The following is a 26,313-nucleotide window of genomic DNA, read 5'->3' on the forward strand; positions in this document are numbered from 1 at the left end:
ATAAGAACTTGTACTGCGCAGTCACGAATCGCTGCGTGCGGTGACGACGTGCGAGCCGGTTCGGCGGGGCAGCGCGAGGGCGAGGAGTGAAGCGACGACGCGCGGCCCGAATGCCTGTTCAGGCGATTCGGGCCGGCCATGCGGAAGGGCGGGACGAGCGGTGGCGCGTATCGGGAGGCGGGCGCTCTTGCGCGTCGGCGCGGCTCAATGACCGCGATAGATCGAGTCGCGGCCGTTGATCGTCGTCACGCGGCCGGATTCGCCGGCGGTGCGCGCTTCGCTGCCGTAACCGGACGTCGCGGCGGCCGGTGCGGTGCCCGGCGCATTGTGTGCGACGGTGTTTTCACGCACGCGCTTTTCGGCGGCGAGGATCGCGACCGGATACTGGTTGTGGTCCAGCGCCGGGGTGTAGCCGACCGCCGCGAGGCGGGCCATTTCGGCCTTCACTTCGGCGCGGGTCAGTTGATGGTCGGCCTGCTGCGCGAACGACAGCGCCGGTGCGGAAAGGATCAGTGCGGCAAGCGTGGAAGAAATCAGCGTTTTCATCATGGGTACCTGTCGGGTTGAGTGAACCGCAACCACGTCGATGTCGTTGCGAGTGCAGCCAATATAGGTATCGCGGCGCCCGGGAAAAACGGCTGCCGGCCCAAATGATTTTTGATCTGGAATCACGAATCGAGTGTTAATTCGGTCGAAAGCCTTGCCGGTCGGGCGTCCTGCCGGAACGGGGTGTCGGGGCGGGTCATCGAGGCAGGCCTTGAAACGGCCATTCAGACCTCCGGGGACTCAAGTGTGTCGAATTCCGTCTTGGACAGACTTAACCGACGTACCTAGACTGAACCCGCTTTCCCTCATTCCCTGGAGAAAATCATGAGTCTCAAAGACAAGCTGCCCGGTAACAAGATCCTTGGTTTCGGTACGGCCCCGCTCGGCAACATGTTCCGCAACATCCCCGATGCGGAAGCCGCGGCCACCGTCGAAGCGGCATGGCAACACGGCATCCGTTATTTCGATTCGGCTCCGTTCTATGGCGCGGGCCTGGCGGAAATCCGCCTCGGCGATGCGCTGGCGAACCACCCGCGAGACGAATATGTCCTGAGCACCAAGGTCGGCCGCGTGATCCTCGACGAAATCGAAGACGTGTCGGCGCGCGATCTCGGCGAAAAGGGCGGCCTGTTCGAACACGGCCGGCCGAACCGCATCGTCAACGACTATACGGCAGACGCGACGCTGCGTTCGATCGAGGACAGCCTGAAGCGCCTGCGCACCGACCGCCTCGACATCGTCTGGGTGCACGACATCGCGCAGGACTTCTACGGCGACGAATGGCTCGCGCAGTTCGAAGTGGCGCGCAAGGGCGCGTTCCGCGTGCTGGGCAAGCTGCGCGAAGAAGGCGTGATCAAGGCATGGGGTCTCGGCGTGAACCGCGTCGAGCCGATCGAACTGGTGCTGGATCTGGCCGAACCGCAACCGGACGGCATGCTGCTGGCCGGCCGCTACACGCTGCTCGACCACGAGCGCGCGCTGCAGCGCGTGATGCCGGCGGCTGCCGCGCAGAACGTCGGGATCGTCGTCGGCGGCCCGTACAGCTCGGGCGTGCTCGCGGGCGGCACGCACTTCGAATACCAGAAGGCTTCGCCGGACATCCTCGCGAAGGTCGAGCGGATCAAGGCGATCGCCACGCGCTACGACGTGCCGATCAAGGCCGCCGCGCTGCAGTTCTCGATGTCGCATCCGGCCACCGTCGCGGTGATTCCGGGCGCGAGCCGCCCGGAGCGGATCGCGGAAGACCAGGCAGCGCTGAACGTGGTGATCCCGGCCGACTTCTGGCGCGAAATGCGTGAGCAAGGTCTGATCGCGGCCAACGCGCCGCTGCCGGCCGGTCGTTGATCCTGACGTCAATCCTGAAAGGTGATGACATGGCACAGGCCAATGCAAGCATCGAACTCCCGGCTGCGGCCGGGACGGTCTGGCAACTGATCGGCGGCTTCGGGTCGCTGCCCGACTGGCTGTCGTACATTCCGGCTAGCGAACTGAGCGAAGGCGGACGCGTGCGGCGTCTCGCGAACCCGGCCGGCGAGGCGATCGTCGAGCGGCTGGTCGCGTTCGACGAAGCGCAACGCAGCTACACGTACGCGATCCTCGAGGCGCCGTTCCCGGTCGTGAACTATCGCTCCACGCTGCGCGTGCGCGAAAACGGCCCGAACGCGTCGACCGTCGAGTGGTCGGGCACGTTCACGCCGCACGGCGCGACCGACGACGACACCGTCAAGCTGTTCCGCGGGATCTACGAAGACGGCCTCGCGGAACTGGCGAAGCGGTTCGCGGCGGCCTGACGGCAGCGCAACTCGGCGCATCGCGTCGCATCGCATCGCGTGAGCAGGCGCCCGGCGATATCGGGCTCTGTCAGCGCCCTCGTCGCGGGTTCAGGCTCGCAGCGAAGGCGTTGGCATGTTTGCTTCGCATGCGCGAGCGCACCGATGTGCAGGCCCCCCGGCCATCCGCAGCGTTACTTTCGGGCCACCGCGACGACTTCTTCACCGGTCAGGATCTCGCGGAAGATGCCGACCAGCGGCCGCAGGTTGACCTTGTGCCACGCGGCCCACAGCGGCGTGCGGTAACTGAACCACGGCAGCTCGCGCAGCACGACGCCTTCCGGCACCTGGTGACGCAGGCTCTGCTGGATCATCGTCACGCCGAGCCCGGCGGCGACGAGGCCGAGCGCCGCGAGCGGCTCGGTCGCTTCCACCGAAATGTCCGGCGAAAAGCCGGCTTTCGCGCACGCCGCGACGAACGCGCCGTGACGCGGCGCGCTTTCGTGCTGCGTCACGCCGATCCACGCCTGCGCGGCGAGATCGTCGGCGACGAGCGTCTTCTTCTTCGCGAGCGGGTGCCCGTCGGGCATCGCGAGCAGCATCGGATCGTTCAGCACCCTCATCGAATCGAGTTCGGGGTCGTCCGGCGCGGGCGGCTCGGTGACGAGCGCGATGTCGAGGCTGCGTTCGCGCAAGCCTTCGAGCTGCGCGGCGGATTGATAGCTGTACAGAGCGATGTGAACGGACGGGCGATCGGCACGCAGCGTCTTCAGCGCGCGCGGCAGCACGCCCGAGTGCGTGGCCGTTTCGAGGTAGCCGATGCACAGGCCGCCTTCGTCGCCGCGGCCGAGCCGGCGCGCGAGCGATTCGAGGCGGTTCGCGTGACGCAGGAACGCGTGCGTTTCGCTGAGGAAGGTGCGGCCGTCACGCGTCAGACGAATGCGCTGCTGGCTGCGTTCGAACAGCGTCAGCCCGAGCTTTTCCTCGAGCTGCGCGATCTGGCGGCTGAGCGGCGATTGCGAAATGTGCAGGCGTTCGGCCGCGCGGCCGACGTGTTCCTCTTCCGCGACCGCGATGAAATACTGAAGCTGGCGGATGTCGAGCATATAAGACCTATTGGGACTCAAGTTTGACGAATTATGTCTTGGACAGACTTATGTGTGCAACCTAGACTGGGTTCACTTTCCTGTCAGACCCGGAGCAACTGATGAGTCTCAAAGACACGCTGCCGGCCGACAACCGGCTCGGTTTCGGCGCGGCGCCGCTCGGCAACATGTTCCGCGACATTCCCGACGCTGAAGCGATCGCCACCGTCGAAGCCGCGTGGGCGCGCGGTATCCGCTACTTCGATACCGCGCCGTCTTACGGCGCCGGCCTGGCCGAATCGCGCCTCGGCGATGCGCTCGCCGCCCATCGCCGTGACGACTACGTCATCAGCACGAAGGTTGGCCGCCTCGTGCTCGACGAAATGGAAGACGCGAAGACGCGCGACTACGGCGAAAAGAGCGGGATCTTCGCGCATGGCCGCGCGAACCGGCTGGTGAGCGACTACTCGGCCGACGCGACGCTGCGCTCGATCGAGGACAGCCTGAAGCGCCTGCGCACCGACCGCCTCGACATCGTCTGGGTGCACGACATCGCGCAGGACATCCATGGCGACGAATGGCTCGCGCAGTTCGAGGCCGCGCGCAAGGGCGCGTTCCGCGTGCTGGGCAAGCTTCGCGAAGAATGCGTGATCGGTGCGTGGGGCCTCGGCGTGAACCGCGTCGAGCCGATCGAACGGGTGCTGGATCTCGCCGAACCGCAACCGGACGGCATGCCGCTGGCCGGCCGCTACACGCTGCTCGATCACGAACGCGCGCTGCAGCGCGTGATGCCGGCGGCGGCGGCCCGCAACGTCGGGATCGTCGTCGGCGGCCCGTATAGCTCGGGGGTGCTCGTCGGCGGCACGCACTTCGAATACCGGAAGGCGCCGCCCGACATCGTCGCGAAAGTCGAGCGCATCCGCGCGATCGCGGCGCGCTACGACGTGCCGGTCAAGGCGGCCGCGCTGCAGTTCGTGCTCGCGCATCCGGCGACGGCCTCGGTGATTCCGGGCGCGAGCCGGCCCGAGCGGATCGCGGAAGATTCAGCGGCACCGACGTTCGATATCTCCGCCGATTTCCGGCGCGAGATGCGCGGGCAGCAGTTCGTCGCGGCCGATGCGCCGTTGCCGATCGATCGTTGAGCGCCGGGCGGCGCGTTGATCGGTCGGGTAATGGCCGCGTATGCGGGCAAGTGCGTGGCAGCCAAGGCGTTCGAGCAGGCCGTGCCCGATGGTGACGTCCGCGTCGCCGCCGCTGTCGATGACGGGCGATGCGTTCTGCGCGGATTTGCGCGATGCGTTTGCGAGGATGCGGGAGAAGGGCGCCGCATGATTCGGCGGGAAGGGGAATGCAACAGCGGCAGCGACAGCGACAGCGCGCGCGCCGGGTGCCGTCCGGCACCGCGGCGCGCGATCGTTCAGACGACGGCCGTGTCGGCCGCATCGACTGCCGCGGGCGCTGCCGCCGCCGCGCCCGCCAGCCGCCGATAACGCGCAAGCGCCCACAGCGGGAAGTACGCGGTATAGCCGTGATACTTCAGGTAGAAGATGCGCGGGAAGCCGGGTGCGTTGTGCGAACGATGCCACCAGAAACCGTCTTCCTGCTGCACCGACTGCAGATACGCGATGCCGCGCTTTACCGAATCGGATTCGCAGTCGCCGAACGCCATCTGCGCGAGCAGCGCCCATGCGGTGAAGTTCGACGTGCTCTCGCCGCCATTGGTGCCGCCCAGCTTCGGGTCGATATAGCTGTCGTTCGTCTCGCCCCAGCCGCCATCCGCATGCTGCCTTGAACGCAGCCATTCGATCGCGCGTGCGATATACGGCTGCGACTTGTCCTCGCCGGCGAGCGCGAGGCCGGCCAGCACGCTCCACGTACCGTAGATGTAGTTCGTGCCCCAGCGGCCCCACCAGCTGCCGTCGGGCTGCTGCGTGCGCTTCACGTATTCGATGCAGCGCGCGAGCGACGCGCGTTCGTCCGCGCGTTTCGTCACGCCGAAGCACAGCAGCACGCGGCCCGACACGTCCTCGGTCGGCGGATCGAGCAGGGCGCCGTGATCGGCGAACGGGATCGCGTTCAGGTACATGCGGTCGCAGTCGGCGTCGAACGCCGCGAAACCGCCGTTGCGCGATTGCAGCCCGCGCATCCAGTCGAGCGCGCGCGCGACGCGCGTTGCATACGGATTCGTGCCGTCCGCGTTGCGATGCGTGCGGCCGCGGCGATCGAGCATCGCGGTGACGACCGCGGTGTCGTCGATGTCGGGGTAGTACGGGTTCGCGTACTGGAACGCCCATCCGCCCGGCTGGACGTCGGCCGGCGCGTTCTCGATCCAGTCGCCGCGCAGGTCGTTCACCTGGCGTTCGGCCAGCCAGTCGTACGCGCGCGCGATGCGTGCGTCGAGTGCGCGCCGCGCGTCGTCCGGCTCGCCGTCTTCCGGCACCGCCACGCTGCGCGCCTGCTCGAGCGCCATCGTGCTCCACGCGGTATCCCACACCGGCGACAGGCACGGCTGGCAATACATGCTGCCGTCCGGCCGCGTGACCAGCAGCTTTTCCAGCGCGTTCTCGCAATCGCGCCGCAGCGGATGATCGTCCGGGTAGCCGAGCACCTGCATCATCTGGTAGCTGTACACGATCGGCGGGAAGATCCCGCCGAGCCCGTCCTCGCCGTTCATGCGCTCCGCGCACCACGCTTCGGCGTGGCGGATCGCGCGCTGCCGCAGGCCCTTCGGCATCAGCGGCTCGACATGACGCACCGTGCGGTCGAGCGCGAGGAACAGCTTGCGCATGCCGCGCGCGGGCGGGAAGTACCGGCGTTCTTCATCCGGCGGCGTGACGAACAGCTCGCGGATCGAGACGTTGCGCGGATTGCGGGCGCGCGCCTTCAGCGAGCACAGCACGAGCAGCGGCACCATCGTCGTGCGCGCCCAGTACGCGACCTTGTACATCGAGATCGGCACCCACTTCGGGAACAGCACGAATTCGATCGGCATGAACGGCGCCGCGCGCCACGGCACCTGGCCGAACGTCGCGAGCAGGATGCGCGTAAACACGTTCGAGCGTGCCGCGCCGCCGAGCTTCAGGATCGCGTCGCGCGCGCGGACCATGTGCGGCGCGTGCTCGCTGTCGCCGGCCGCCTTCAGCGCGAAGTACGCCTTCACGCTGCACGACACGTCCGGATCGCCGTCGACGTACAGTGCCCAGCCGCCATGCGTGTCGAGCCGCTGGTTCGCGCGCAGGTAGCGCGCCATCCGCTCCTGGCGGAGGTCGTCGATCTTGTCCATGAAATGCATCATCAGGATGTATTCCGCGGTGATCGTCGCGTCGGATTCGAGTTCGAAACACCAGCTGCCGTCGGGCTGCTGGAGACGCACGAGGGCGTCGCGTCCACGGGCGATGGCGGTGTCGAGCGCGGACCAGGGGGAGAGGGGGGATTGAGTCATGCGGCGGATCATACCATCCAGCCGGAATGTTTATATCGAGACGCCCGGTGCTAACATCCGCACCATGAAAAAGCACCTCGAACCCGCGCCGCACGATGTGGCCGAGCCTGTCGAACCGGCTGCCGTGGCCGGTGCGCGAGCGCCTGAAGTGTCGTCGGCGCCGGCCGTCGCCACCGCCGGCGTGCGTCGGAAAAAAGCACCGGACCAGGTGCGCGCGCAGCTGCTGGCGGCCGCATCGGAAATCGCGACACATCACGGCGTGGCCGCATTGACGCTCGATGCGGTGGCCGAGCGCGCCGGCGTGACGAAGGGCGCGTTGCAGTATCACTTCGCGAACAAGCAGGGTCTGCTGGATGCGCTGTTCGGTCAGGCGACCGGGCGGTTCGCCGCGCAGATGGCCGAGCGGGTGGCGGCGGATGCCGGCGGCGCCGGTGCGGCGGCGCGGGCCTACATGCACGCGGTGCTCGACGAGTCGCAGCCGGTCGCGAGTACCGATGTGCTGCGCGTGCTCGTCGCGTCGATGATTACCGACCAGGACACGCGCGAACGATGGTCGGTGCCGATGCGGGAATGGACGCGCCCCGACCCGGTGCCGCTCGAGCAGGCCGCGACGCTGATGATCTGCCGGCTCGCCGCCGACGGGCTATGGATCTCGCAGTTGCTCGACAGCGTCGAGATCTCCGCCGAATTGCGCGCGGAGATCGAGCGGCAACTCGACGCGATGAGCCATGGCGCGTTGCCGAAGGGGCGCGACGGGGCCGCGTGACGCGTGCGCCGCGGCGTCAGGCCGCGTTCGCGCGCCGGCCCGGCGGCGCGCTCAGAATTGCGCCTGCAGCGTGACCGCCCTGGCATCGCGCCAGACGGTCAGCGGCACCACGGTGCCCTTGGCGGTCGCATGCACGGCGTCGGCCAGATCGGCCATCGTCTTGAGCGGGCGATCGCCGAACCGGATCAGCACATCGTAGTTCTTCAGGCCGGCGCGATCGGCGACGGTGCCGGGCAACACACCGAGGATCTGCATCGCGCTGCTGGGGACCTTCATCCCCTCCTGTATCCCTTCGTCCAGCTCGACAAAATGCACGCCGAAGCCCATCGGACGGTCCTTCAGTTCCTCCGGCACCAGCCGGCGGTCGTTCGGAATGCTGGTGAGAAAGCGCGACAGGTACGCGGACGGAATCCGGATCCTGAAGACCTTGCCGACCGGGTCGTAGTCCGAGAGGCTGAGCACGAGGTCGGTCCCGCTGATCTCGTAGGTCTTCAGGTAGAGGCGGTCCAGCATGACGAAGACGCCGCCGTTGACGGGCCAGGCCTTGGCGCCATCGGCTGACGTGTTCCAGTATGGGGTGTCGGCGTAGCCGCCGCCGTTCAGCGTCGGAATCACGACCGGGATCTTCGGCTGCCGGTAGTGGGTGCCGTATGTCCCGTAATCGCGCACGGTATTGAAATTCCATTTCTGCGTCGTATGGAACGCGACGGCCAGCCCCAGTACCGAATCGACGCCTTGCGGAGACTGGACGAGCGTCAATTGCGCGTCGACGATGCCTTGGTCCGCCGACAAGCCCGAATCGCTGATGGTCAATACGGGGGAATCGTAGCGGGTGTAATCGGGGAAACGCTCGGACAGCCACGTATAGACGGGCGGCGCGGCCTTTTCCTGCGCCAGTGCCGCTTGCGCGGCCAATAACGACGTCGCCAGCACGGCGGCAAATACAAAACCACGTTTCATCTCGGAATGCCCTCTTGTCTGTTCTGTTATTTGAATGGAGGTGGCGCGGAGTCGCCACGGAATTCCCCGTTCATTTTCCGGCAAGCGTATCAGTTTTAAGCCCGCCGGTTGAAGTATGCCGCTTCGAATCCGCTTGCTCGCGATCGGGCAGTTGGTTATTCTGATGCGCATGACCCATTCGCAAACCCGTTCGATTATTCGCGCCGCAATGTTGACGGCGGGATAACGATCGACTGAATGGATATCGTCACAACCCGCCCGGAAGGCGGGTTTTTGCTTTCTGGGCATGCGACGGAGAGCCTGGAAATGCAGACAGCGAAGTCACTACACGCAACCGCATCGAACGATGCCGTGTTGCTCCACATGGTATGCGGCAAGATCGCTTCCGGAAAATCGACGCTCGTCGCGCGGCTTGCCAGCGCCGGGCCGGTCGTTTCGATCAGCGAAGACGCGTGGCTCGCGCATCTTTATCCGGGCGAGATCCTGTCGATCGACGACTACGTCCGGTGTGTGAGGCGCGTCGGCAACGTGATCGCGGATCAGGCCCGCGCAGTGCTGCAGGCCGGCGTGTCGGTGGTGCTGGATGTTCCGTTCAACACCGTCGCCGCGCGCGCATGGGGGCTCGCCGTTGCGCAGGCCGCCGGCTGCGGCCATCGGCTGCATTACCTCGACGTTACCGATGCGGTCTGCAAGTTGCGGCTGCGCGCGCGCAACGCGCGGGGCGATCATCCGTTCCAGGCGTCGGACGCTGAGTTCGACAGGATGACGCAGTACTTCGTCGCGCCGACGGCGACGGAAGGGTTGGACATCGTCGCTTATGACGAAGCCGGCGTCGTCAGGCCGGGTTCGTAAGGGAGGCCCGTCGATCGTCCACAGAGACGGGCGCGAAACCGCTCATCGTCGATTGAACCCAGGGCATTCCGGCCGGCCGCGGCGTGCCCTTTGCAGCGCGCCGGAGCCGGAGGAGAATACCGGCGGAAATCTCTTCGGAGGCTGCCCGACATGGCCCGATTCCAGCCCGACGGATGGCATACCGTCACGCCCCGCATCGTGGTGCCGGATCCGGAACACCTGATCGAATTCATGCGATCGGTGTTTCACGCGCAGGGCGCGTTCCGACCCGGGTTGCCCGCGGAAATCCGGATCGGCGATTCCGTCGTGATGATCAGCGGCGAAGACGGCTTGCGCGATCCGATGCCCGCGTTTCTGTATGTCTATGTCGAGGATACCGACCTGACCTATCGGCGGGCGCTCGCGGCACACGCGATTCCGCTCGAAGCGCCGGCCGACATGCCGTATGGCGACAGGCGGGCTATGGTGAAAGACCGCTGGGGAAATACATGGCAGATCGCCACGCATCAGCGCGATCTCCCGGTTGACGAGATCCGGTCACGGCTGGCCGGCGGCGGTTAGATACCTGTCGGGCGCGTCGAGCGATTCGCGTGCCTCGTGTTTCTCGTGTTCCGCCCGACGCTCGCGGAAAGTGACCCACGCAATCGTTGGTACTGCTTGGCGCGCGAGTCGAGCGCATCTTTCCGCTTCCTTTGTCGCAATCGTCAAGATTCGCGTCGCGTGCGGATAAAACCTCCCCGTTCCACCCGCCGTTAACCCGTTCGCAGCCCATGCGTCGCGTGTTGCGACACGGCGCGCGTCTTTCGTGATCCGGAATCCACATCCGCCGCTGGCCGTGCCCGGCCGGCGCAAGGGAACGTCATGCGAAAACAACTCACTATCCGTGGTGGTCTCGTCGCGACCATCGCGGGTTATACCGTGCTGCTCGTGCTGGTGGTCGGCGCATGCATCGCGGCCCTCTATATGGGCAACGGTTCGCTCGAGGCGATGTACCGCGACGACACCGCGTCGCTGCTGCACCTGAAGACCAGCTCCGAGCGCATGCTCGTGCTGCGCGAACGGATGAGCGACGTCGCGCAGGTCATCAGCGCCGGCCGGTCGGCGAAGGAGGAGGTCGCGAAAGTCCACGCGCTCCTCAAGCAGAGCAACGACGAACTGGAGGCCTACGCGCGCCTGCACGCGCGCAACGCCGACGAACAGGCGCTGTTCGACACGTTGCAGACTCGCCGTCGGGCCCTGCTCGACGGCGTGTTCCTGAAGGCGCTCGCGCAACTCGACGGCGACGATGCGTTCGGCTTCCTCGACACGCAACGCACCGCGCCGCCGGCCCTGTTCACCGCGTACCAGGAGGCGATCGACGCGCTCGAATCGTTCCAGGTTGCGCGTGAAAAGGCGCGCTACGAGGCGGCCGGTGTCCTGTTCCACCGGATCGTGTGGGGGATGGTCGCGGTCGCGGTGCTCGCGCTCGTCGTCGGCTTCGTGGCGCAGCGCGTGCTCGCGAAGGCGATCATCGAGCCGATCAGGCTCGCGGTCGGCCAGTTCGAAAAGATCTCGAAGGGCGACCTGACCGGCACGGTCATCGTGCCCGGCGAGAACGAGATGGCGTATCTGCTGCATGCGCTGAAGCGGATGCAGGACGGCCTCGTCGACACCGTGAACCAGGTGCGCACGAGTACGGAGACGATCGTCGGCGACGTCCGCACGATCGCGAGCGGCAACGTCGACTTGTCGGCGCGTACCGAGCAGCAGGCCGTGTCGCTGCAGCAGGCGGCGGCGAGCGTCGAGCAGCTGACGGCGGCCGTGCGCCAGAACGCGGACAACGCGCGCGATGCCCGCACCTATGTCGAGGGCGCGGCGGGCATCGCGTCGCGCGGCGGTGACGCGATGCGGCGCGTCGTCGAGACGATGTCGGCGATTTCGCACAGTTCCGCGAAGATCTCCGGGATCGTCGGCGTGATCGAGAGCATCGCGTTCCAGACCAACATCCTCGCATTGAACGCTGCCGTCGAAGCCGCGCGCGCAGGCGAGCAAGGGCGCGGCTTCGCGGTCGTCGCGACCGAGGTGCGCGGGCTCGCGCAGCGCTGCGCGTCGGCGGCGAAGGAAATCCGCGAGCTGATCGGCCATTCCGCGCAGCGCGTCGAGGACGGCAGCGGTCTCGTCGCACTGGCCGGCTCGGCGATGGCCGAGCTCGTCGCCGCGGTCGAGCGCGTCAATACGATCATGAGCGACACCAGCCACGCGTTCGAAGAGCAATCGTCGGGCATCGAGCAGGTGAACGCCGCGGTCATCCAGATGGAGCAGGCGATGCAGCGCAATGCCGCGCTGGTCGAGGAGGCCGCGGCCGCGGCGCTGTCGCTCGACGAACAAGGCGCGCGGCTGAGCGCGGCGGTCGCGCAGTTCCGTCTGCGTGACGACGCGCTCGCGTGATGCCTCGAGGCGGGCGGCGGGTACCGGATCGTCGGGCCGCGCTCGCGGCACGACACGGTGCGGACGTCGTCGAAGCAGCACACTTCTGGTGCGGACATCCTGCCTGCCGATATTGACGCAACCGATGCGCCGGCACAATGAGGAACCGGATCCAGGCGAGCGTCGAACCCGATGCGACGTTGTTCTCGTTCAGTGCCCGCGATGCGGCGACGGCGGCGCGGCGACGCCTGTCGGCAAGGGCGGCAGCGCGATTGCCGCCAGGTTCTCCACAGGGTTATGCACGGAAATTGTGGATAAGTCGGTGGCCGGTGCATAACTGCCGACGCGTTCCTGAACGCGGAGGTTGCAATGTGACATCGCGCGGCGCGAATTGCTTTGCTGGAAAGATCGTTTAGTGGTCGAAGCGGATCGGAATAGCATGACGACTCCCCTCAACCGGCCGTCGCATGCGAGGCCGATGATTGCGACCGTACCGGCCCGACCATGACGACACTGAACGACTATCTCGAACAGAAGCGCGACGCCTGGCTCGCGAAAAAGGATGCCGCGCGCAACGATCCGGAATTCAAGGCGACGCCGCTGAAAGCGACCGTGCGTGCACTGGGCCGCAGCGGCGTGCGCGAGATCCGCATTCGCGATTTCCAGGTGATCAGCGACAGTCCGCCCGATTTTGCGGGCTACAACCTCGGGCCGGCGTCGCCGGAGCTGCAGCTCGGCGTGCTCGGCAGTTGCCTGACGCACATCACGCTGATCCAGGCCGCGGAGCGCGGCCTGAAGATCGACTCGATCGAAGTCGAGGTGACCGGCGACCAGCATCCGCTCGCGCAGCAGCCGGGCTTCGAACATGTGCCGGTGTTTCCGCACAACCTCCGCTACACGCTCGATATCGTGTCGCCCGAACCGCCGGAGACGATTCGTGCACTGCATCAGGCGGTCGAGGCCGTGTGCCCGATCTTCAACCTGTTGACGCTGCCGCAGACGATCGACGGCGAATTGCGGCATACGCACGGTTGAGCACGATTGATGTGCGTCGGTGCACCGGCGCGTCGCGGCATTGCATGGGGCCGCGACGTGAGCAGGCACGCTCGATCTCCCGCGCACCCTGTTGGGGCGCCGATACGACGGTGATGCTCGCCGCACGCGCGTGACACTCCGGATGCATCGCCCTGGTGTTGCACGTGTGCCGGATCGGGGTCGAGAGATGCCGGCGACGAATCGGCGATGAATCAGCCCGGAATCAGATCGCGCGAATGCTCGTCCGCTAGAATACGCGCGCTTTTATCAGTGCGCGCGTCATCGTTACCGCGATATCTGCATTGCTGTCGATGCGCGAGTGCGCAGGCGGAACGCGCGGCGGGGCTGCACCGGGCTTCTTCGAGTGAGGAGGGAGAGCAGCGATCGGGCGAGGTGTCGGGCGAGCGGCCCGACGCACCGGTTGCTGCCTGTCGTGAAGCCGGCCGGCCCATACACGGGCCGGCCAGCCGCCGCAATGCCGTCCGCTCAGGCCGCTACCCGCTCGGCATCGCGCTTGACCTGCTCGATGTCGCGGAACTGCGCGGCCGGATGTTCGTCCGGCAGCCGCGCCGACCCGCCGAACAGTTTCTCGCGCAGCGTGCCCGGCGCATAGCCGGTCGGATACACGCCGCGCCGCTGCAGTTCAGGTACGAGATGACGCACGACGTCCTCGAAGGTTTCGTGCGCGACCGCATACGCGAGGTTGAAGCCGTCCACGTCTGTCGCGGCGACCCATTCCTGCAGGATGTCCGCGACCGTCGCCGCCGAGCCGACGAACACCGGGCCCAGGCCGCCAATGCCGCCCCAGGCCGCCAGTTCCTCGATCGTCCAGGCGGTGTCGCCGCCCGACAGGTGCTCGACCGCCGACACGATCGCATTCGTCTCGACGCGCCGGACGGGATCGTTCGGCGCGTACTGGCCGAAGTCGATGCCGGTCCAGCCCGACATGAATACCAGCGAGCCGTCATACGACACGTACTTGCGATATTCGTCGAACTTGGCCTGCGCCTTCTCGTCGGTTTCGTCGACGATCACGGTGACGAGGTTGTAGATCAATACCTTGCTCGCATCGCGCCCCGCGGCGGTGGCCTGCGCGCGCACGTCGGCCACGTAGCGCGCGAGCTGCGCGCGGGTCGGCGCGGCGACGAACACGCATTCGGCATGCTGCGCGGCGAACGCCTTGCCGGGGCCGGACGCGCCGGCCTGGAACAGCACCGGCGTGCGTTGCGGCGACGGTTCGCACAGGTGGTAGCCGGGCACGTCGAAGAAGCGGCCCTTGTGGCCGATCTCGTGCACCTTTTCCGGATGCGTGAACACGCGGCCGTCGCGGTCGCGCACTACCGCGCCGTCTTCCCAGCTCCCTTCGAACAGCTTGTACAGCACCTCGACGTATTCGGCCGCGACCGCATAACGATCGTCGTGCGTGCGCAGGCCGTGATCGCCGACGTTCTTCGCGCCGCTTTCGAGGTAGGACGTGACGATGTTCCACGCGAGCCGGCCCTTCGTGTGATGATCGGCGGTCGACAGCCGGCGCGCGAACGTGTACGGGTGTTCGAACGTCGTCGACGCGGTGATGCCGATGCCGAGATGCTCGGTCGCCATCGCGATCGGCGCGGCGAGCTGCAGCGGATCGTTGACCGGGATCTGCGCGGCCTGGTGCAGCGCGTGATAGTTGCTGCCCTTGTAGACGTCGTAGTAGCCGATCACGTCCGCGATGAAGATCGCGTCGAAGATCCCGCGCTCGAGCACGCGGGCGAGGTCGGTCCAGTAGTCGAGATCCTTGTACTGCCACGACCGGTCGCGCGGATGGGCCCACAGCCCGGGCGACTGGTGGCCGACGCAGTTCATCTCGAACGCGTTGAAGCGGATGGTCTTGCCGGTCTTGCTCATTGCGCGGCTCCGGTTTCTGCTTGCGTGCCCGTGCCCGTGCCCGCGCCGTTGCCGACCTGCCAGACGAACGGCGGTGTGCGCCCGTTGATGACCCAGTCGCCGACGATCCGCGCCTTGTAGACGAGCGGATTGTGCGACGACACGGTGCGCGCGTTGCGCCAGTGGCGGTCGAGCGCCGTCGTGCTGCGGGTGGCGGACGCCCCGAGCGCGTCGAACAGGTGCGTCGCCGCACGCAGCACGAGTTCCGACACGACGAGCTGGCTCTGCGCGGATTCGATCTCGGCCGCGACGTTCGCGTCGTGCTCGGCCGTCGCGTCGCCGCCGAAGTGCGCTTCGTAGGCTCGTTGCAGCGGCTGCGCGGCGCGCTGCGCGAGCGCGTCGGCCGCGTAGGCCCACGACGCGATCTCGCCGACCACCTGCTGCAGCTGCGCGTCGTCGCCGGCACGCGGTGCGTTGCCGTGGCTGTACACGCGGGTGCGGTGGCGCACCAGCTCGCCGGCGTCACGCACGATCGCGTGGCCGATGCCGGCCAGCGTCGCGATGTGGAAGAGTTGGTAGAACGCGGTCTGGTACTTGAAGCGTCGCGCGAAGTCGATCACGTCCCGCGCGTCGACCGTCGCGTCCTCGAAGCGCGTGGTGCCGCTGCCGGTCGTCGTCTGGCCGAAGCCGTCCCAGTCGTCTTCGCGGATCACGCCGGGTTGCGCGGTCGCGACGGCGACGATCACGTCGCTGCCGTCGCTCGCGCGTTGCGCGAACACGTCGATCCAGTCGGCAAACAGGCTGCCGGTGCTGTAGAACTTCCGGCCGTTCAGCACGAGCCGGCCGTTCTTTTCCGACACCTTCGTGATGGTCTGGCCGAGCGACACGTCGCCGGTCTCGGTCCACGCATTGCCGACGAGCTGGCCGCTCGCGAAGCGGTCGAACCACGTCTGTCGATCGGCACCGGGCGGCGCGTTCAGCCAGTCCTCGACGAACGCGAAGTGCCCGCGCAAGGCCTGCGGCAGATTGGAATCGGCGGCGGCGAGCTCGGTCAGCAACTGGAACAGCTGCGGCAGCGATGCGCCGGCGCCGCCGTCGCGCACCGGCAGCCGGACGGCGCCGAAGCCGGCGGCCTTCAGCCAGCCGATCGCCTCGTGCGGCAGTTCGCGGCGGCGTTCGCGTTCCGCGGTGCCGGCCGCGATGCGTTCGAAGATCGGCCTGAAGCGGCTGGCAAGCGCGTCATAGTCGGTGCCGGTGGAAAGTTCGGTTGCGGCGGGAGATGAAGTCATGCGGTGGTCCTTGAAAGGCGGGGGCCGTCGATGCCGGCAGGCCAGTATAGGAAGCACGATGCGGACGATCCAATAACGGATTCGTACATCGTTATCGCTGCCGGGCATTACGCGGGCGACGCACCGTGGCATCGATGCCGGGGCGTCGATGTCGCTGCTGACGCGCGGTTTTTTGCCCGCGGCGTGCCGCATCGTTTGCCGTTCGAAGGAATATCGTTGTGCGAATCGCTCGGTTTGCCGGCGCTCGGGGCGCTGCTAGATTGAACGTTTCCGTCAACCAGCAGGAGAGCCCGATGTCAGAGACGAGCGCCACGATCCAGGAACGACCGGCCGATACGCAACCGCAGGCGGCCAGCGTGATCGCCGACGACGCACAGGCCATCGCGGCCGCGCATGCGCTTGCGCAACGGCTCGCGCAAGGCGCGGCCGAGCGCGACCGGGAGCGCCGGTTACCGCGCGACGAGATCGAATGGTTCTCGCAGTCGGGGCTGTGGGCCATCACGGTGCCGAAGGCTTACGGCGGTGCGGGCGTCTCGCATGTGACGCTGACGGAGGTGGTGAAGATCGTCGCCGCGGCCGATCCGTCGCTCGGGCAGTTGCCGCAGAATCATTTCGGGCTGGTCGACGTGATCGCGCTGACCGGCACCGACGCGCAGAAGCGCCTTTTCTTCTCGGAAGTGCTGAGCGGCAAGCGGTTCGGCAACGGCTTTTCGGAGAAGGGCACGAAACACGTGCTCGACCTGAAGACGCGCGTGCGCCGGGACGGCGACGATTACGTCGTCGACGGCACCAAGTTCTATTCGACCGGAGCGCTGTTCGCGCATTACGTGCCGGTGCTCGGTCTCGACGACGAGCGCCGTGCGTGGCTCGCATACATCCGCCAGCCGGCGCCGGGGCTGACCGTGATCGACGACTGGTCGGGATTCGGGCAGCGGACCACCGCGAGCGGCACGGTCGTGCTCGACAACGTGCGCGTGCCTGCGTCGCACGTGCTGCCGGCGCAACGCGTGTCGGACCTGCCGACGCTGAACGGCCCGCTGTCGCAGATCATCCAGGCCGCGATCGACGCGGGCATCGCCCGGGCCGCGCTCGACGATACGCTGGCGTTCGTGCGCACGCGCACGCGGCCGTGGGTCGACAGCGGCGTCGAGCGCGCGGCGGACGATCCGTTGACGATTCGCGAGATCGGCCATCTGCACATTCAGCTGCATGCGGCGGAGGCGTTGCTCGAGCGCGCGGCGCGCACGCTCGACGAGATCGCGGCGCGCGGCGACGTGACCGAGGACGACGTTGCGCGCGCGTCGGTAGCGGTGGGCGAGGCGAAGGTGCTGACGACGGAGATCGCGCTGCTCGCGGGCGAGAAGCTGTTCGAGCTGGCCGGCACGCAGGCGACGCTTTCCGAGCACAACCTCGACCGGCACTGGCGCAATGCACGCACGCATACGCTGCACGATCCGGTGCGCTGGAAATATCACCTCGTCGGCAACTACTATCTGAACGGCGTGCGCCCGGCACGCCATGCGTGGAATTGAATCCGTTGCGATCGTGGCTTTTTCGCCCGGCGATGACCGAGTGAGCCGCCGCGGTCTGATGCATCCACACGATCGTGTGGCGAACCCGGCACTGCGTTCGACGCGCAGGCGCCGGGATCAACGGCGGATCGGTCTGTCGACCGTGTGCCGTGCGGCACTTGCGGCGATAATCGGCATCCCGACCTCGACCGCCGCCCCTCATGACCCTCCCTGCGTTCGCACCCTTTCAGGATCTGGCCAAGGCCCTGCTGGCTCACTGGAGCGGCGCCGACGGCGACGGTTCCCACGACACTTCGCATCTGCAACGCGTGTGGAAGAACGCGGCCGCGATCCACGCGAAGGAGGGCGGCGACGCCGAGGTGCTGTTCGCCGCGACAGTGCTGCACGACTGCGTGGCGGTGGAGAAGGATTCCCCGCTTCGCGCGCAGGCATCGCGGCTGTCGGCGCAAAAGGCCCGGCAGGTGCTGAAGTCGCTGGATTGGCCTGACGCGAAGATCGACGCCGTTGCTCACGCGGTCGAGGCGCACAGTTTCTCGGCCGGTGTCGCGCCGATGACGCGCGAAGCAAAGGTGTTGCAGGACGCCGACCGGCTCGATGCGATCGGGATGGTAGGCGTCGCGCGGTGCTTTTATGTCGCGGGCCGGATGGGCAGCGCGCTGTACGACCCGGCCGATCCGCACGCATCGGAACGGGAACTCGACGACACGCGTTTCGCGATCGATCACTTCCGCACGAAACTGCTGAGGCTTTCAACCGGTTTCCAGACCGCCACCGGTACCCGGATGGCGATCGTTCGTCGCGACCGGTTGCAGCGCTTTCTCGACGAATTTGCAGACGAGATCTGATCCGGCCGCACGTGACGAAGCGGCCCGGTACTATCGGCGCATGGAGCGCGTGCTGGCGGATCGCGAGTTTCTGGCCGGCGCGTATTCGTACGCCGATATCGCGTTCTACATGGCGCAGTTGTTCGGTGCGCGCAAGGGCGCACCGATGACGGATGAAACGCCGCGCCTGCTCGCGTGGCGCGAGCGGATAACCGCACGTCCCGCCGTGCGCAAGGTCGCCGGCGCGATGGCCGGGTATCTCGCCTCGATCGGAGAAGCGGTTCCCGATTTTCTTCACGAGGTCGACTCGCTGCCGTCGGGAGCGGACGGACGCAGGAAGACGGCCTTCGGCGACGATTGCCGCTGAAGGCCGCGTCGGCGCTTGCCGTGTTCAGCCGCGGATGAACGCGAGCAGGTCGGCGTTGATCGTGTCGGCGTTGGACGTGGGCATGCCGTGCGGGAAGCCCTTGTACGTCTTCAGCGTGCTGTTCCTCGCCAGCTTCGCCGACAGGAGACCGGAATCGGCATACGGGACGATCTGGTCGTCGTCGCCATGCATCACGAGAACGGGAATCGTGGTGCTTTTCAGGTCTTCGGTGAAGTCGGTCTGCGAGAACGCGACGATGCCGTCGTAGTGTGCCTTCGCGCTGCCCATCATGCCCTGCCGCCACCAGTTCCAGATGACGCCTTGCGACGGTTTGGCGCCGTCGCGGTTGTAGCCGTAGAACGGGCCGGCCGGGACGTCGTAGTAGAACTGCGCGCGGTTCGCCGCGAGCTGCGCCTGGAGGTCGTCGAACACGGCTTTCGGCAGGCCGCCCGGATTGCTGTCCGTCTTGACCATCAGCGGCGGAACCGCGCTGATCAGCACGGCCTTGGCGACGCGGTCTTCGCCGTGACGGGCGATGTAGTGGATGACTTCGCCGCCGCCGGTCGAATGGCCGACATGAACGGCGCCTTGCACGCCGAGGTGGTTCACGACCGCGGCGACGTCGTCCGCGTAGTGATCCATGTCATGGCCGTCCCAGACCTGGCTGGAGCGCCCGTGGCCGCGACGGTCGTGCGCGATCACGCGATAACCCTGGGCCAGGAAGAAGAGCATCTGCGCATCCCAGTCGTCGGCGCTGAGCGGCCAGCCATGATGAAAAAAGATCACCTGGGCGTCGCGCGGCCCCCAGTCCTTGTAGAAGATGTCGACGCCATCCTTCGTTGTGACGTATCCCATGTCTGCTCCTGTTCGGTAGGCGATATCGATGCGTGACGGTCTTGCCGTTCGCGATGATCGCCAGGCCGGCGCTGTGTCCGACGCGGCTTCGGCCGTCCGGCCGGCCTGGCGATGCGCTCACTGTAGGTTTAAAGTTAGGTTTAATGTCAACACGGTTGCGAGGCAGGTATGAGAATTGGAGAGCTCGCGAAGCTCAGTGGTCTGACGGCATCGCGGATCCGTTTCTACGAGGCTGAAGGGCTGCTCACCGCGGTCGAGCGCGGCACGAACGGTTATCGCGACTACGGCGAAGACGCGGTGTGGATGCTCGAGATCATCGCCGGCGCGCAGCGCGCCGGGTTCTCGCTGGAGCAGATCCGCCATCTGCTGCCGGTGAAAGCCGGCAACTGGCAGCATGACGGGCTGGTGGCGGCGCTCGAACGGAAAGTCGTCGAGATCGAGGCGATGCAGAAGCGTCTCAAGGAGAACAAGGCGCAACTGCTCGTCGCGATCGACAGCATCCGGAACCGGCCGACCGAACTGAACTGCTCGGAGCGTACGCGGTGGGTGATGGACCGGTTGCGCAAACCGGCAGTGGTGCCGATACGCGGCAAGGGCCGGCGCACGGCCGCCAAATGATTCGGCGTTCCCGCCGGGCGCGCCGGCCGTCCCGACGCGATCCGACGTGCCCCTCTATTTCGGTCCTTGACCTTAAAGTCGACTTCAATCCTAGAGTGCTTGCTGACGGCGGTGAGTCAGCAGGCTTCGGGTGTTGCCTGCCACGGTCGATCATCGACGAGAGGCGACGAACATGGACAGGCGGTTTACACAGGTCGAATTCGGGCCGCACACGGTCGACGTGCCCGAAGGCGGGTACTACGACCGGTTCCGGATGAATCCCGACCTCGATGAGGTGGCGCGCGATCCCGCCGCGGGGAACATCGATTTTTTCCGTCGGATTCCGAAGCGTCAGGTCGCTTCGCGGGTCGGCCCGACCTGGGCGCCGAATTTCTACTACCGTTCCAGCAGCATCCAGCTGCTGTTCCTTGCGCCGCTCGAACGCCTGCGGACCACGCTGCCGGTGCCGCTCGAACCGCTGCGTGCGTTGCCCGGGTACGGGCTGGTCGCGCTGACCTTCTTCTCGTATTCGGTGTGCGACAACGATCCGTACGACGAAGTGTCCGTCGCGGTGGTCATCCGCCGGCCCGGCGCGACAGGGTCGCACGCGCGCGAGCTGATCGATTCGATGCGGCGCCGGAGCTTCTTCGCGCACGTGCTGGCGCTGCCGGTCACCACGGAAATCGCGCGAGTGCGCGGCGTGCACGGTTATCAGTTGCCCAAGTGGCTCGCCGACATCGACGTGGACCTCGGTGCCACCGCCCGCGCCCGCATCGCCGGCCCGGGCGGCCGGCCGGACCTGAGCCTGAGCGTGCCGCTGCCGGCACTGACCCACGTCGCATCGCAGTCGCACATGGGCTCGACGACGATGATCAATCGCATCGACGGCGAATGGCACCAGACATCGGTGCAGACGAATGCGCTATCGTTCGCCCAGCGCCTGTTGCCGCGCAACGTCGAGCTCGTCCGGCACGGCGGTCCGTTGAGCCAGCTGCTCGACGGGCTGGGCGCCTCCACCATCCTGCGTCTCGACGTGGTGAAGGACGCGCAACTGGTCCTGAACCTGCCGACCCCGATGAAGGCCTTCGATGAACCCGGAAAGCAACGCTGACGCCACGTCCGTTCGCGGCACCCCCGCGCAGAAGGAATCCCTCATGAGGAACCGCCCATGACCCAGCCGACCCACGATCTCGTCGTATTCGGCGCCACCAGTTTCGTCGGGCAGATCCTGGCCCGCTACCTGTCCGAGTACCTGTCGGGCTCCGGCGAGACGCTGCGCTGGGCCATCGCCGGCCGCTCCGAAGCGAAACTCAGGCAGGTCAGGGATACGCTGGGTGCGGCGGGGCAGTCGGTGCCGATCATCGTTGCCGATGCGGCCGACGAAGCGCAGCTTCGAGCGCTCTGCGCGCAGACGCGCGTGGTCGCGTCCACCGTCGGCCCCTATGCGCTTTACGGGGAGCCGCTGGTCAGGGTCTGCGCGGAAACCGGCACCGACTACTGCGACCTCACCGGCGAAACGCAGTGGATCAAACGGATGATCGACAAGTACGAACCGGCGGCGCGGCAATCCGGCGCGCGCATCGTCCATTGCTGCGGCTTCGATTCGGTGCCGTCGGACATGGGCGTGTTCTTCCTGCAGCAGCAGGCGCGGCAGCGGTGGGGCGTGCCGGCCGCGCAGGTGAAGATGCGCGTCAGGACACTGAAGGGCGGCGCGTCGGGCGGCACGGTGGCGAGCGTGATCAACGTCGTCCGCGAAGCGGCCGCCGATCCCGCGTTGCGCAGGGAGCTGCTCGATCCTTATTCGCTGTGCCCGAAGGGGCACGGCTTCACGGTACGCCAGCATGCGGTGCGGTCCGCGGCGTTCGATCGCGACTTCGACGCATGGATCGCGCCATTCGTGATGGCGGCGATCAACGAGCGTGTCGTGCACCGCTCCAATGCGCTGGCCGGCAACGCGTACGGCAGCCGCTTCACGTATGACGAAGCGGTGATGACGGGCACCGGCCTCAAGGGCCGCCTGACGGCACTGACGATGGTGGCCGGCCTCGGCGCGTTCATGGTCGGTGTCCTCATCAAGCCGGTGCGCGGCCTGATGGAGCGTTTCCTGCTGCCGAAGCCCGGCGAGGGGCCGAGTGCGGCCGCCCAGCTGGCCGGCCGCTACGATTTGCGTTTCTTCGGTCGCGCCGACGACGGGCGGACCTTGCGCGTGAAAGTCACCGGCGACCGCGATCCGGGTTATGGCTCTACCGGCAAGATGCTCGGCCAGGCCGCGATCGGTCTCGCACTGGATTACAGCGGAGAAGGCGTCAAGACCGGCCGCGGCGGCGGCTTCTGGACGCCCGCGACGATGTTCGACGAGCGCTACATCGAGCGCCTGGTTCGCCACGCGGGGCTGCGTTTCGACGTGATTTGAGGGTGCGTGTCGTCCGCCCTGTGACAGGAAGCCGATAAAGATCGGATAACGAATCAATTTCAGGAGGCAACCTGCAGTCGCGACGGGACGGATGGCCGGATGCGATCCGGCGAAGGAGTATCGGAACATGAAGATCGGGGAACTGGCGGAACGCACCGGCCTTACTCCTTCGCGCATCCGCTTCTACGAGCGCATCGGTCTGTTGACGCTCGTCGCGCGCGAAGCGAACGGCTATCGCTCCTATCCGCAGGAAGCGGTGACGGTGCTCGATCTGATCACGGCCGCGCAGAAGGCGGATTTCAGCCTCGACGAGATTCGCACGCTGATTCCGGCCGGCCTCGCGCAGTGGCCGTGCGATTCGTTGCTGGAGGCGCTGCACCGCAAGGTGCGGGACATCGAGGCACTGGAGGCGCGGCTGGCGCGCAGCAAGGGGCAGGTCTTGTCGCTGATCGCCGAAATCGCGGCGAAGCCGGCGTCGGTCGATTGTGCGACCCATGCGAAACGATTGCTGTCGCGGGTCCCGTCGGGGAATGCGGCGGATGGCGGCGAGGCCGCCGCGGCCGATCGCGACGAACCGGTGTTGCGCCGGCCGACCCGCGCGTAGCGGGGCGCTGGCGCATCACCTCACAGCAGCGCGACGACCTGCTCGGCGGTCGCCTTCGCCGATTGCGGATTCTGGCCGGTCACCAGACGGCCGTCGACGACGACGTTCGACGTGAACGGCAGCAGCGCCTTCTCGTAGCGCGCGCCACGCTGCTGCATCTGCTCCTCGACGTTGTACGGCACCTTCTTCGCGACGCCGGCGAGGATTTCCTCCACCCACGAGTAGCCGGTGATCCGGCGTCCGGCAACCAGCAGCGAGCCGTCCGACAGCGTCGTGTTCAGCAGCCCGCAGTAGCCGTGACAGACCGACGACACGACGCCGCCGCGCTCGTAGATCTCGCGCGTGAGCCGCTGCAGCCCCGCGTCGTCCGGGTAGTCCCACATCACGGCATGGCCGCCGGTGAAGTAGATCGCGTCGAAATCGGCCGGATCGATCTCGTCGGGGCGCGCGGTATTGGCAAGCAGGGCCGCGTTGGCCTTGTCGGCGCGCCACGCTTTCGAGGCGGCGTCGGCGTGCGGCCATTTGAGCGAGCGCGGCTCCAGCGGCGACACGCCGCCCTTGGGGCTCACGAGCCTCTGCTCATAGCCTTTCGCCGCGAAGATGTGATGGGCATGGGTCAGTTCGGACAGCCACAGGCCGGTCGGTTGCGACGGGTCGGCGTAGTGCGCGACGTTGCTGACGACGTGAAGGATGCGCTTGCTCATGATGCGGATTCCTTTTCATCGGCCACGGGCGGACGTCTTCGACACGCCGCCGGATTGTCGGATGGCAGTACACATACCCATGGCCTCGATACGCTGCCGAGGCGAACCATAACCTTTAAGCAAAGTTGAAGGTCAAGACCCTTTCGTTTTCGTTCTCGTTTTCGTCTTCGCTTCCCGCGCAGGGCTGGCGGGCAGTATGAGTCCGTCCAGCAAGGTTGTCAGCGCATCTTCGATCGCGTGATCGCCGACCTTCTCGCGCACCAGCCGCCTGTCGATCGCCAGCATCGTCAGGCCGTGCAGATGCGCCCAGCAGGCGGTTGCCTGGCCGAGCGCCGGGCGCGGGCGGATCGTGCCGGCGCGCTGGCCGTGTTCCAGGATGTCGACGACCAGCAGGAACGGCGCCTGCACGCGCGGATCGAGATGGATGTCCGAGGGCTCTCCGGCATCCGCGGCAAACATCAGTCGATAGAGATCCGGGTTGCGCTGCCCGAATGCGAGATGGGCATACGCGAGCGCCAGCAGCACGTCCGGTGCGCTCGCCGCGGGATCGATGGACGCGGCGAGCTCGTCGCGCAGGCGATCGAAGCCGATCAGTGCGAGCTCGTGCAGCAACGCGGCCTTGTCCGGGAAATGCCGGTACGGCGCCGAGTGGCTGACGTTCGCGCGCCGCGCGATTTCGCGCAGCGTGAACTGCCAGCCCTGCTGCTCCTGCAGCGTGTCGAGCGCCGTTTCGATGATCGCGCGACGCAGATCCCCGTGGTGATAAGCCTTTTGCCCGGCGTCCGCATCCTCATCCGACGACATCGTGTTGCTCCTATGTTGACAGGGGACACATTGTGGTCCTATGATCCGCCGCATGCAAGTTGACAGTGTCTACATCGACGCAACCTCGTGAGGTGCACCATGGCCGTTTCCGCAGAATCCATCTCGAGCTTCGACCCGGCGGTGCTGCTGGCCCGCCAGCGCAACGCGTTCGTCAGCGAGGGGCCGCCGACCTTGCAGCAGCGCAAGGCCAGACTTGCGCGGCTGCGCGCCGTGGTGCTCGCGTATCGCCGCGAAGTGGAGGAGGCGATCAACGCCGATTTCGGGAATCGCTCGCGGCACGAGACCGCGATCATGGAACTGGTCGGCGTGATCCAGGCGATCGACTACCTGACGCGCAACCTGCGCCGCTTCACGAAGCCGCAGCGCCGGCACGTCGGGATTTTCTATCGGGCCGGGCAGGCTCACGTGGAGTACCAGCCGCTCGGCGTGATCGGCGTGATGGCGCCGTGGAATTACCCGTTCTCGCTCACCTTTATTCCGCTGGCGACCGCGCTGGCCGCGGGCAATCGCGCGATGCTCAAGCCGTCGGAACTGACGCCGCGCACCAGCGAGGTGATGCGCCGGATGCTCGCGGAGACCTTCCCGAGCGAAGAAGTCGCGGTCGTGCTCGGCGGCCCGGAAGTCGGTGCGGCCTTCAGCGGCCTGCCGTTCGACCATCTGCTGTTTACCGGCAGCACGCAGGTGGGCCGCAAGGTCATGAAGGCGGCCAGCGAGAACCTGGTGCCGGTGACGCTCGAACTCGGCGGCAAGAGCCCGGCGATCGTCGCGCGGGGGCATGTCGATGGCCGGACGATGTCGAGCATCGTGTTCGGCAAGCTGTCGAACGGCGGACAGACCTGCGTGGCGCCCGACTATGCGCTGGTGCATGAAGACGACCTGGACGCGTTCGTCACGCAATACGATGAAGCCGTCGCGCGCTTCTATCCGGACGGGCCGACGAGCCCGGATTACACGTCGATCGTCAGCGACCGGCAATACGACCGCCTGAAGGGGCTCGTCGACGAAGCACGCAGCAAGGGCGCGCGCGTGATCGAGGTGGGCGTGAGCCCGCAGCAGGCGGCGACCCGCAAGCGGACGCTCGCGCCCACGCTGATCGTCGGCGCCGGCGACGACACGGCCGTCATGCAGGAAGAAATCTTCGGGCCGATCCTGGCGGTGCGCACGTATCGCACGATCGACGAAGTCGTCGACTACGTGAATGCGCGTCCGCGTCCGCTCGTGCTGTATTACTTCGGTGCGCAGGACGGCGACTGCGAGTCGCTGCTCAAGCGCACCACGTCGGGCAATGTCGGCATCAACAACACGCTCCTGCATGTCGCGCAGGAAGACCTGCCGTTCGGCGGCGTCGGTCCGAGCGGGATGGGCGCGTATCACGGCATCGAGGGATTCCGCGCGATGAGCCACGCGAAGGGCGTGTTCGCGCAGGGGCGCTGGAACCTGCCGAGCCTGCTGCGCGCGCCGTTCGGCAAGCTCGCGGATCTCTCGCTGGCGGCGTTACTTGGGCGGAGCCGGGAACCGGCGGGCGTGCGCGCGGGATTGAGCGCCAAGCGCTGAACGGCGCCGCACGATGCCT

The 26,313-nt window shown here is 66.9% G+C and carries 25 protein-coding genes; 16 read left to right on the top strand and 9 right to left on the bottom strand.

Translation table 11 applies throughout. The features are described from left to right. Positions 1-204: 204 nt before the first annotated feature. The gene (locus tag DPV79_RS00390) at positions 205-672 is read right to left on the bottom strand and encodes a DUF4148 domain-containing protein (protein WP_244321684.1); all 468 of its coding nucleotides are present in this window, start codon (positions 670-672) and stop codon (positions 205-207) included. Between the two features lie 198 nt (positions 673-870). On the opposite strand from DPV79_RS00390, the gene DPV79_RS00395 reads away from it, so the two are divergent. Together DPV79_RS00395 and DPV79_RS00400 are read left to right on the top strand one after the other, a co-directional pair. Further along, entirely contained in the window at positions 871-1,890 is a 1,020-nt protein-coding gene (locus DPV79_RS00395; protein WP_060085902.1) for an aldo/keto reductase, read from the top strand. Between the two features lie 29 nt (positions 1,891-1,919). Continuing rightward, positions 1,920-2,336: an SRPBCC family protein gene (locus DPV79_RS00400; RefSeq protein WP_113044462.1), complete on the top strand. Its 417-nt coding sequence runs from the start codon at positions 1,920-1,922 to the stop codon at positions 2,334-2,336. A 173-nt stretch (positions 2,337-2,509) separates the two neighbouring features. Here the strand turns inward: DPV79_RS00400 and DPV79_RS00405 are convergent, their stop codons facing one another. Continuing rightward, positions 2,510-3,421 (bottom strand): LysR family transcriptional regulator, encoded by a 912-nt coding sequence (locus tag DPV79_RS00405; RefSeq protein WP_113044463.1) that lies wholly within the window; start codon positions 3,419-3,421, stop codon positions 2,510-2,512. Between the two features lie 101 nt (positions 3,422-3,522). Here DPV79_RS00405 and DPV79_RS00410 point away from each other — a divergent pair, with 101 nt between their 5' ends. Beyond that, positions 3,523-4,542, top strand: coding sequence for an aldo/keto reductase (locus DPV79_RS00410; protein WP_113044464.1), 1,020 nt, complete (start codon positions 3,523-3,525; stop codon positions 4,540-4,542). A gap of 275 nt (positions 4,543-4,817) precedes the next feature. Here the strand turns inward: DPV79_RS00410 and shc are convergent, their stop codons facing one another. Beyond that, positions 4,818-6,854, bottom strand: coding sequence for a squalene--hopene cyclase (gene shc / locus DPV79_RS00420; protein ID WP_113044465.1), 2,037 nt, complete (start codon positions 6,852-6,854; stop codon positions 4,818-4,820). A 52-nt stretch (positions 6,855-6,906) separates the two neighbouring features. Between shc and DPV79_RS00425 the strand changes: the two genes are divergently transcribed. Then, the gene (locus DPV79_RS00425; protein WP_113044466.1) at positions 6,907-7,608 is read left to right on the top strand and encodes a TetR/AcrR family transcriptional regulator; all 702 of its coding nucleotides are present in this window, start codon (positions 6,907-6,909) and stop codon (positions 7,606-7,608) included. A gap of 51 nt (positions 7,609-7,659) precedes the next feature. Here DPV79_RS00425 and DPV79_RS00430 read toward each other — a convergent pair whose 3' ends face one another. Further along, positions 7,660-8,856, bottom strand: coding sequence for a PDZ domain-containing protein (locus tag DPV79_RS00430; protein ID WP_113044467.1), 1,197 nt, complete (start codon positions 8,854-8,856; stop codon positions 7,660-7,662). 18 nt (positions 8,857-8,874) lie between these two features. Between DPV79_RS00430 and DPV79_RS00435 the strand changes: the two genes are divergently transcribed. From DPV79_RS00435 to DPV79_RS00450, 4 genes are all read left to right on the top strand, one after another. Then, positions 8,875-9,420, top strand: a complete 546-nt coding sequence (locus tag DPV79_RS00435) for a P-loop nucleotide/nucleoside kinase family protein (RefSeq protein WP_113044468.1) — start codon at positions 8,875-8,877, stop codon at positions 9,418-9,420. Between the two features lie 90 nt (positions 9,421-9,510). Beyond that, on the top strand, positions 9,511-9,981 hold the full coding sequence (locus DPV79_RS00440) for a VOC family protein (protein ID WP_244321685.1): 471 nt from the start codon (positions 9,511-9,513) through the stop codon (positions 9,979-9,981). Positions 9,982-10,281: 300 nt separating this feature from the next. Next, complete coding sequence (locus DPV79_RS00445; protein ID WP_113044469.1) at positions 10,282-11,847, top strand: methyl-accepting chemotaxis protein; 1,566 nt, start codon at positions 10,282-10,284, stop codon at positions 11,845-11,847. A gap of 483 nt (positions 11,848-12,330) precedes the next feature. Then, a complete protein-coding gene (locus DPV79_RS00450; RefSeq protein WP_021160217.1) occupies positions 12,331-12,861 on the top strand; it encodes an OsmC family protein in 531 nt (176 codons plus the stop codon). A 486-nt stretch (positions 12,862-13,347) separates the two neighbouring features. Here DPV79_RS00450 and DPV79_RS00455 read toward each other — a convergent pair whose 3' ends face one another. Then, positions 13,348-14,751 carry an LLM class flavin-dependent oxidoreductase gene (locus DPV79_RS00455; protein WP_021160219.1) on the bottom strand — a complete coding sequence of 468 codons (1,404 nt, stop codon included), beginning with the start codon at positions 14,749-14,751 and terminating at the stop codon, positions 13,348-13,350. Further along, positions 14,748-16,019: an acyl-CoA dehydrogenase family protein gene (locus DPV79_RS00460; protein ID WP_113044470.1), complete on the bottom strand. Its 1,272-nt coding sequence runs from the start codon at positions 16,017-16,019 to the stop codon at positions 14,748-14,750. The genes DPV79_RS00455 and DPV79_RS00460 overlap by 4 nt, the downstream gene beginning before the upstream one ends. Positions 16,020-16,312: 293 nt before the next feature. Between DPV79_RS00460 and DPV79_RS00465 the strand changes: the two genes are divergently transcribed. The 3 genes from DPV79_RS00465 to DPV79_RS00475 all read left to right on the top strand — a co-directional run bounded on the left by DPV79_RS00465 (position 16,313) and on the right by DPV79_RS00475 (position 18,742). After that, positions 16,313-17,551 carry an SfnB family sulfur acquisition oxidoreductase gene (locus tag DPV79_RS00465; protein ID WP_034196241.1) on the top strand — a complete coding sequence of 413 codons (1,239 nt, stop codon included), beginning with the start codon at positions 16,313-16,315 and terminating at the stop codon, positions 17,549-17,551. 200 nt (positions 17,552-17,751) lie between these two features. Next, complete coding sequence (locus DPV79_RS00470) at positions 17,752-18,396, top strand: HD domain-containing protein (protein WP_113044471.1); 645 nt, start codon at positions 17,752-17,754, stop codon at positions 18,394-18,396. Then, the gene (locus DPV79_RS00475; RefSeq protein ID WP_425267343.1) at positions 18,380-18,742 is read left to right on the top strand and encodes a glutathione S-transferase family protein; all 363 of its coding nucleotides are present in this window, start codon (positions 18,380-18,382) and stop codon (positions 18,740-18,742) included. Before DPV79_RS00470 ends, DPV79_RS00475 begins: the two co-directional genes overlap by 17 nt. Before the next feature lie 24 nt (positions 18,743-18,766). Here DPV79_RS00475 and DPV79_RS00480 read toward each other — a convergent pair whose 3' ends face one another. Beyond that, positions 18,767-19,597 (bottom strand): alpha/beta fold hydrolase, encoded by an 831-nt coding sequence (locus tag DPV79_RS00480; protein ID WP_113044472.1) that lies wholly within the window; start codon positions 19,595-19,597, stop codon positions 18,767-18,769. A 168-nt stretch (positions 19,598-19,765) separates the two neighbouring features. Between DPV79_RS00480 and DPV79_RS00485 the strand changes: the two genes are divergently transcribed. The 4 genes from DPV79_RS00485 (at position 19,766) to DPV79_RS00500 (ending at position 23,211) form a co-directional block, all read left to right on the top strand. After that, entirely contained in the window at positions 19,766-20,215 is a 450-nt protein-coding gene (locus DPV79_RS00485) for a MerR family transcriptional regulator (protein WP_027792078.1), read from the top strand. 172 nt (positions 20,216-20,387) lie between these two features. Continuing rightward, the gene (locus DPV79_RS00490) at positions 20,388-21,305 is read left to right on the top strand and encodes an acetoacetate decarboxylase family protein (RefSeq protein ID WP_111939536.1); all 918 of its coding nucleotides are present in this window, start codon (positions 20,388-20,390) and stop codon (positions 21,303-21,305) included. Positions 21,306-21,362: 57 nt separating this feature from the next. Continuing rightward, positions 21,363-22,607 carry a saccharopine dehydrogenase family protein gene (locus tag DPV79_RS00495; RefSeq protein ID WP_113044473.1) on the top strand — a complete coding sequence of 415 codons (1,245 nt, stop codon included), beginning with the start codon at positions 21,363-21,365 and terminating at the stop codon, positions 22,605-22,607. Positions 22,608-22,734: 127 nt separating this feature from the next. Next, positions 22,735-23,211 (top strand): MerR family transcriptional regulator, encoded by a 477-nt coding sequence (locus tag DPV79_RS00500; RefSeq protein WP_113044704.1) that lies wholly within the window; start codon positions 22,735-22,737, stop codon positions 23,209-23,211. A 20-nt stretch (positions 23,212-23,231) separates the two neighbouring features. Here DPV79_RS00500 and DPV79_RS00505 read toward each other — a convergent pair whose 3' ends face one another. Further along, positions 23,232-23,915, bottom strand: coding sequence for a type 1 glutamine amidotransferase domain-containing protein (locus DPV79_RS00505; protein ID WP_027792074.1), 684 nt, complete (start codon positions 23,913-23,915; stop codon positions 23,232-23,234). Between the two features lie 132 nt (positions 23,916-24,047). Beyond that, entirely contained in the window at positions 24,048-24,719 is a 672-nt protein-coding gene (locus DPV79_RS00510; RefSeq protein WP_113044474.1) for a TetR/AcrR family transcriptional regulator, read from the bottom strand. Between the two features lie 99 nt (positions 24,720-24,818). Between DPV79_RS00510 and DPV79_RS00515 the strand changes: the two genes are divergently transcribed. After that, positions 24,819-26,294: a coniferyl aldehyde dehydrogenase gene (locus DPV79_RS00515; protein WP_113044475.1), complete on the top strand. Its 1,476-nt coding sequence runs from the start codon at positions 24,819-24,821 to the stop codon at positions 26,292-26,294. Positions 26,295-26,313 lie beyond the last annotated feature (19 nt).

The organism is Burkholderia reimsis, from assembly GCF_003294055.1.
Classification (GTDB): Bacteria; Pseudomonadota; Gammaproteobacteria; order Burkholderiales; family Burkholderiaceae; genus Burkholderia; species Burkholderia cepacia.

Excerpts from the sequence above, each read along its gene's own strand:
- DPV79_RS00430 (WP_113044467.1), bottom strand. The coding sequence starts at position 8,856 with ATGCCCAGAAAGCAAAAACCCGCCTTCCGGGCGGGTTGTGACGATATC.
- shc (WP_113044465.1), bottom strand. The coding sequence starts at position 6,854 with ATGATCCGCCGCATGACTCAATCCCCCCTCTCCCCCTGGTCCGCGCTC.
- DPV79_RS00515 (WP_113044475.1), top strand. The coding sequence starts at position 24,819 with ATGGCCGTTTCCGCAGAATCCATCTCGAGCTTCGACCCGGCGGTGCTG.
- DPV79_RS00490 (WP_111939536.1), top strand. The coding sequence starts at position 20,388 with ATGGACAGGCGGTTTACACAGGTCGAATTCGGGCCGCACACGGTCGAC.
- DPV79_RS00485 (WP_027792078.1), top strand. The coding sequence starts at position 19,766 with ATGAGAATTGGAGAGCTCGCGAAGCTCAGTGGTCTGACGGCATCGCGG.
- DPV79_RS00465 (WP_034196241.1), top strand. The coding sequence starts at position 16,313 with ATGTCAGAGACGAGCGCCACGATCCAGGAACGACCGGCCGATACGCAA.
- DPV79_RS00425 (WP_113044466.1), top strand. The coding sequence starts at position 6,907 with ATGAAAAAGCACCTCGAACCCGCGCCGCACGATGTGGCCGAGCCTGTC.
- DPV79_RS00410 (WP_113044464.1), top strand. The coding sequence starts at position 3,523 with ATGAGTCTCAAAGACACGCTGCCGGCCGACAACCGGCTCGGTTTCGGC.
- DPV79_RS00455 (WP_021160219.1), bottom strand. The coding sequence starts at position 14,751 with ATGAGCAAGACCGGCAAGACCATCCGCTTCAACGCGTTCGAGATGAAC.
- DPV79_RS00510 (WP_113044474.1), bottom strand. The coding sequence starts at position 24,719 with ATGTCGTCGGATGAGGATGCGGACGCCGGGCAAAAGGCTTATCACCAC.
- DPV79_RS00400 (WP_113044462.1), top strand. The coding sequence starts at position 1,920 with ATGGCACAGGCCAATGCAAGCATCGAACTCCCGGCTGCGGCCGGGACG.
- DPV79_RS00460 (WP_113044470.1), bottom strand. The coding sequence starts at position 16,019 with ATGACTTCATCTCCCGCCGCAACCGAACTTTCCACCGGCACCGACTAT.
- DPV79_RS00505 (WP_027792074.1), bottom strand. The coding sequence starts at position 23,915 with ATGAGCAAGCGCATCCTTCACGTCGTCAGCAACGTCGCGCACTACGCC.
- DPV79_RS00395 (WP_060085902.1), top strand. The coding sequence starts at position 871 with ATGAGTCTCAAAGACAAGCTGCCCGGTAACAAGATCCTTGGTTTCGGT.
- DPV79_RS00500 (WP_113044704.1), top strand. The coding sequence starts at position 22,735 with ATGAAGATCGGGGAACTGGCGGAACGCACCGGCCTTACTCCTTCGCGC.
- DPV79_RS00480 (WP_113044472.1), bottom strand. The coding sequence starts at position 19,597 with ATGGGATACGTCACAACGAAGGATGGCGTCGACATCTTCTACAAGGAC.
- DPV79_RS00445 (WP_113044469.1), top strand. The coding sequence starts at position 10,282 with ATGCGAAAACAACTCACTATCCGTGGTGGTCTCGTCGCGACCATCGCG.
- DPV79_RS00495 (WP_113044473.1), top strand. The coding sequence starts at position 21,363 with ATGACCCAGCCGACCCACGATCTCGTCGTATTCGGCGCCACCAGTTTC.
- DPV79_RS00435 (WP_113044468.1), top strand. The coding sequence starts at position 8,875 with ATGCAGACAGCGAAGTCACTACACGCAACCGCATCGAACGATGCCGTG.
- DPV79_RS00405 (WP_113044463.1), bottom strand. The coding sequence starts at position 3,421 with ATGCTCGACATCCGCCAGCTTCAGTATTTCATCGCGGTCGCGGAAGAG.
- DPV79_RS00470 (WP_113044471.1), top strand. The coding sequence starts at position 17,752 with ATGACCCTCCCTGCGTTCGCACCCTTTCAGGATCTGGCCAAGGCCCTG.
- DPV79_RS00450 (WP_021160217.1), top strand. The coding sequence starts at position 12,331 with ATGACGACACTGAACGACTATCTCGAACAGAAGCGCGACGCCTGGCTC.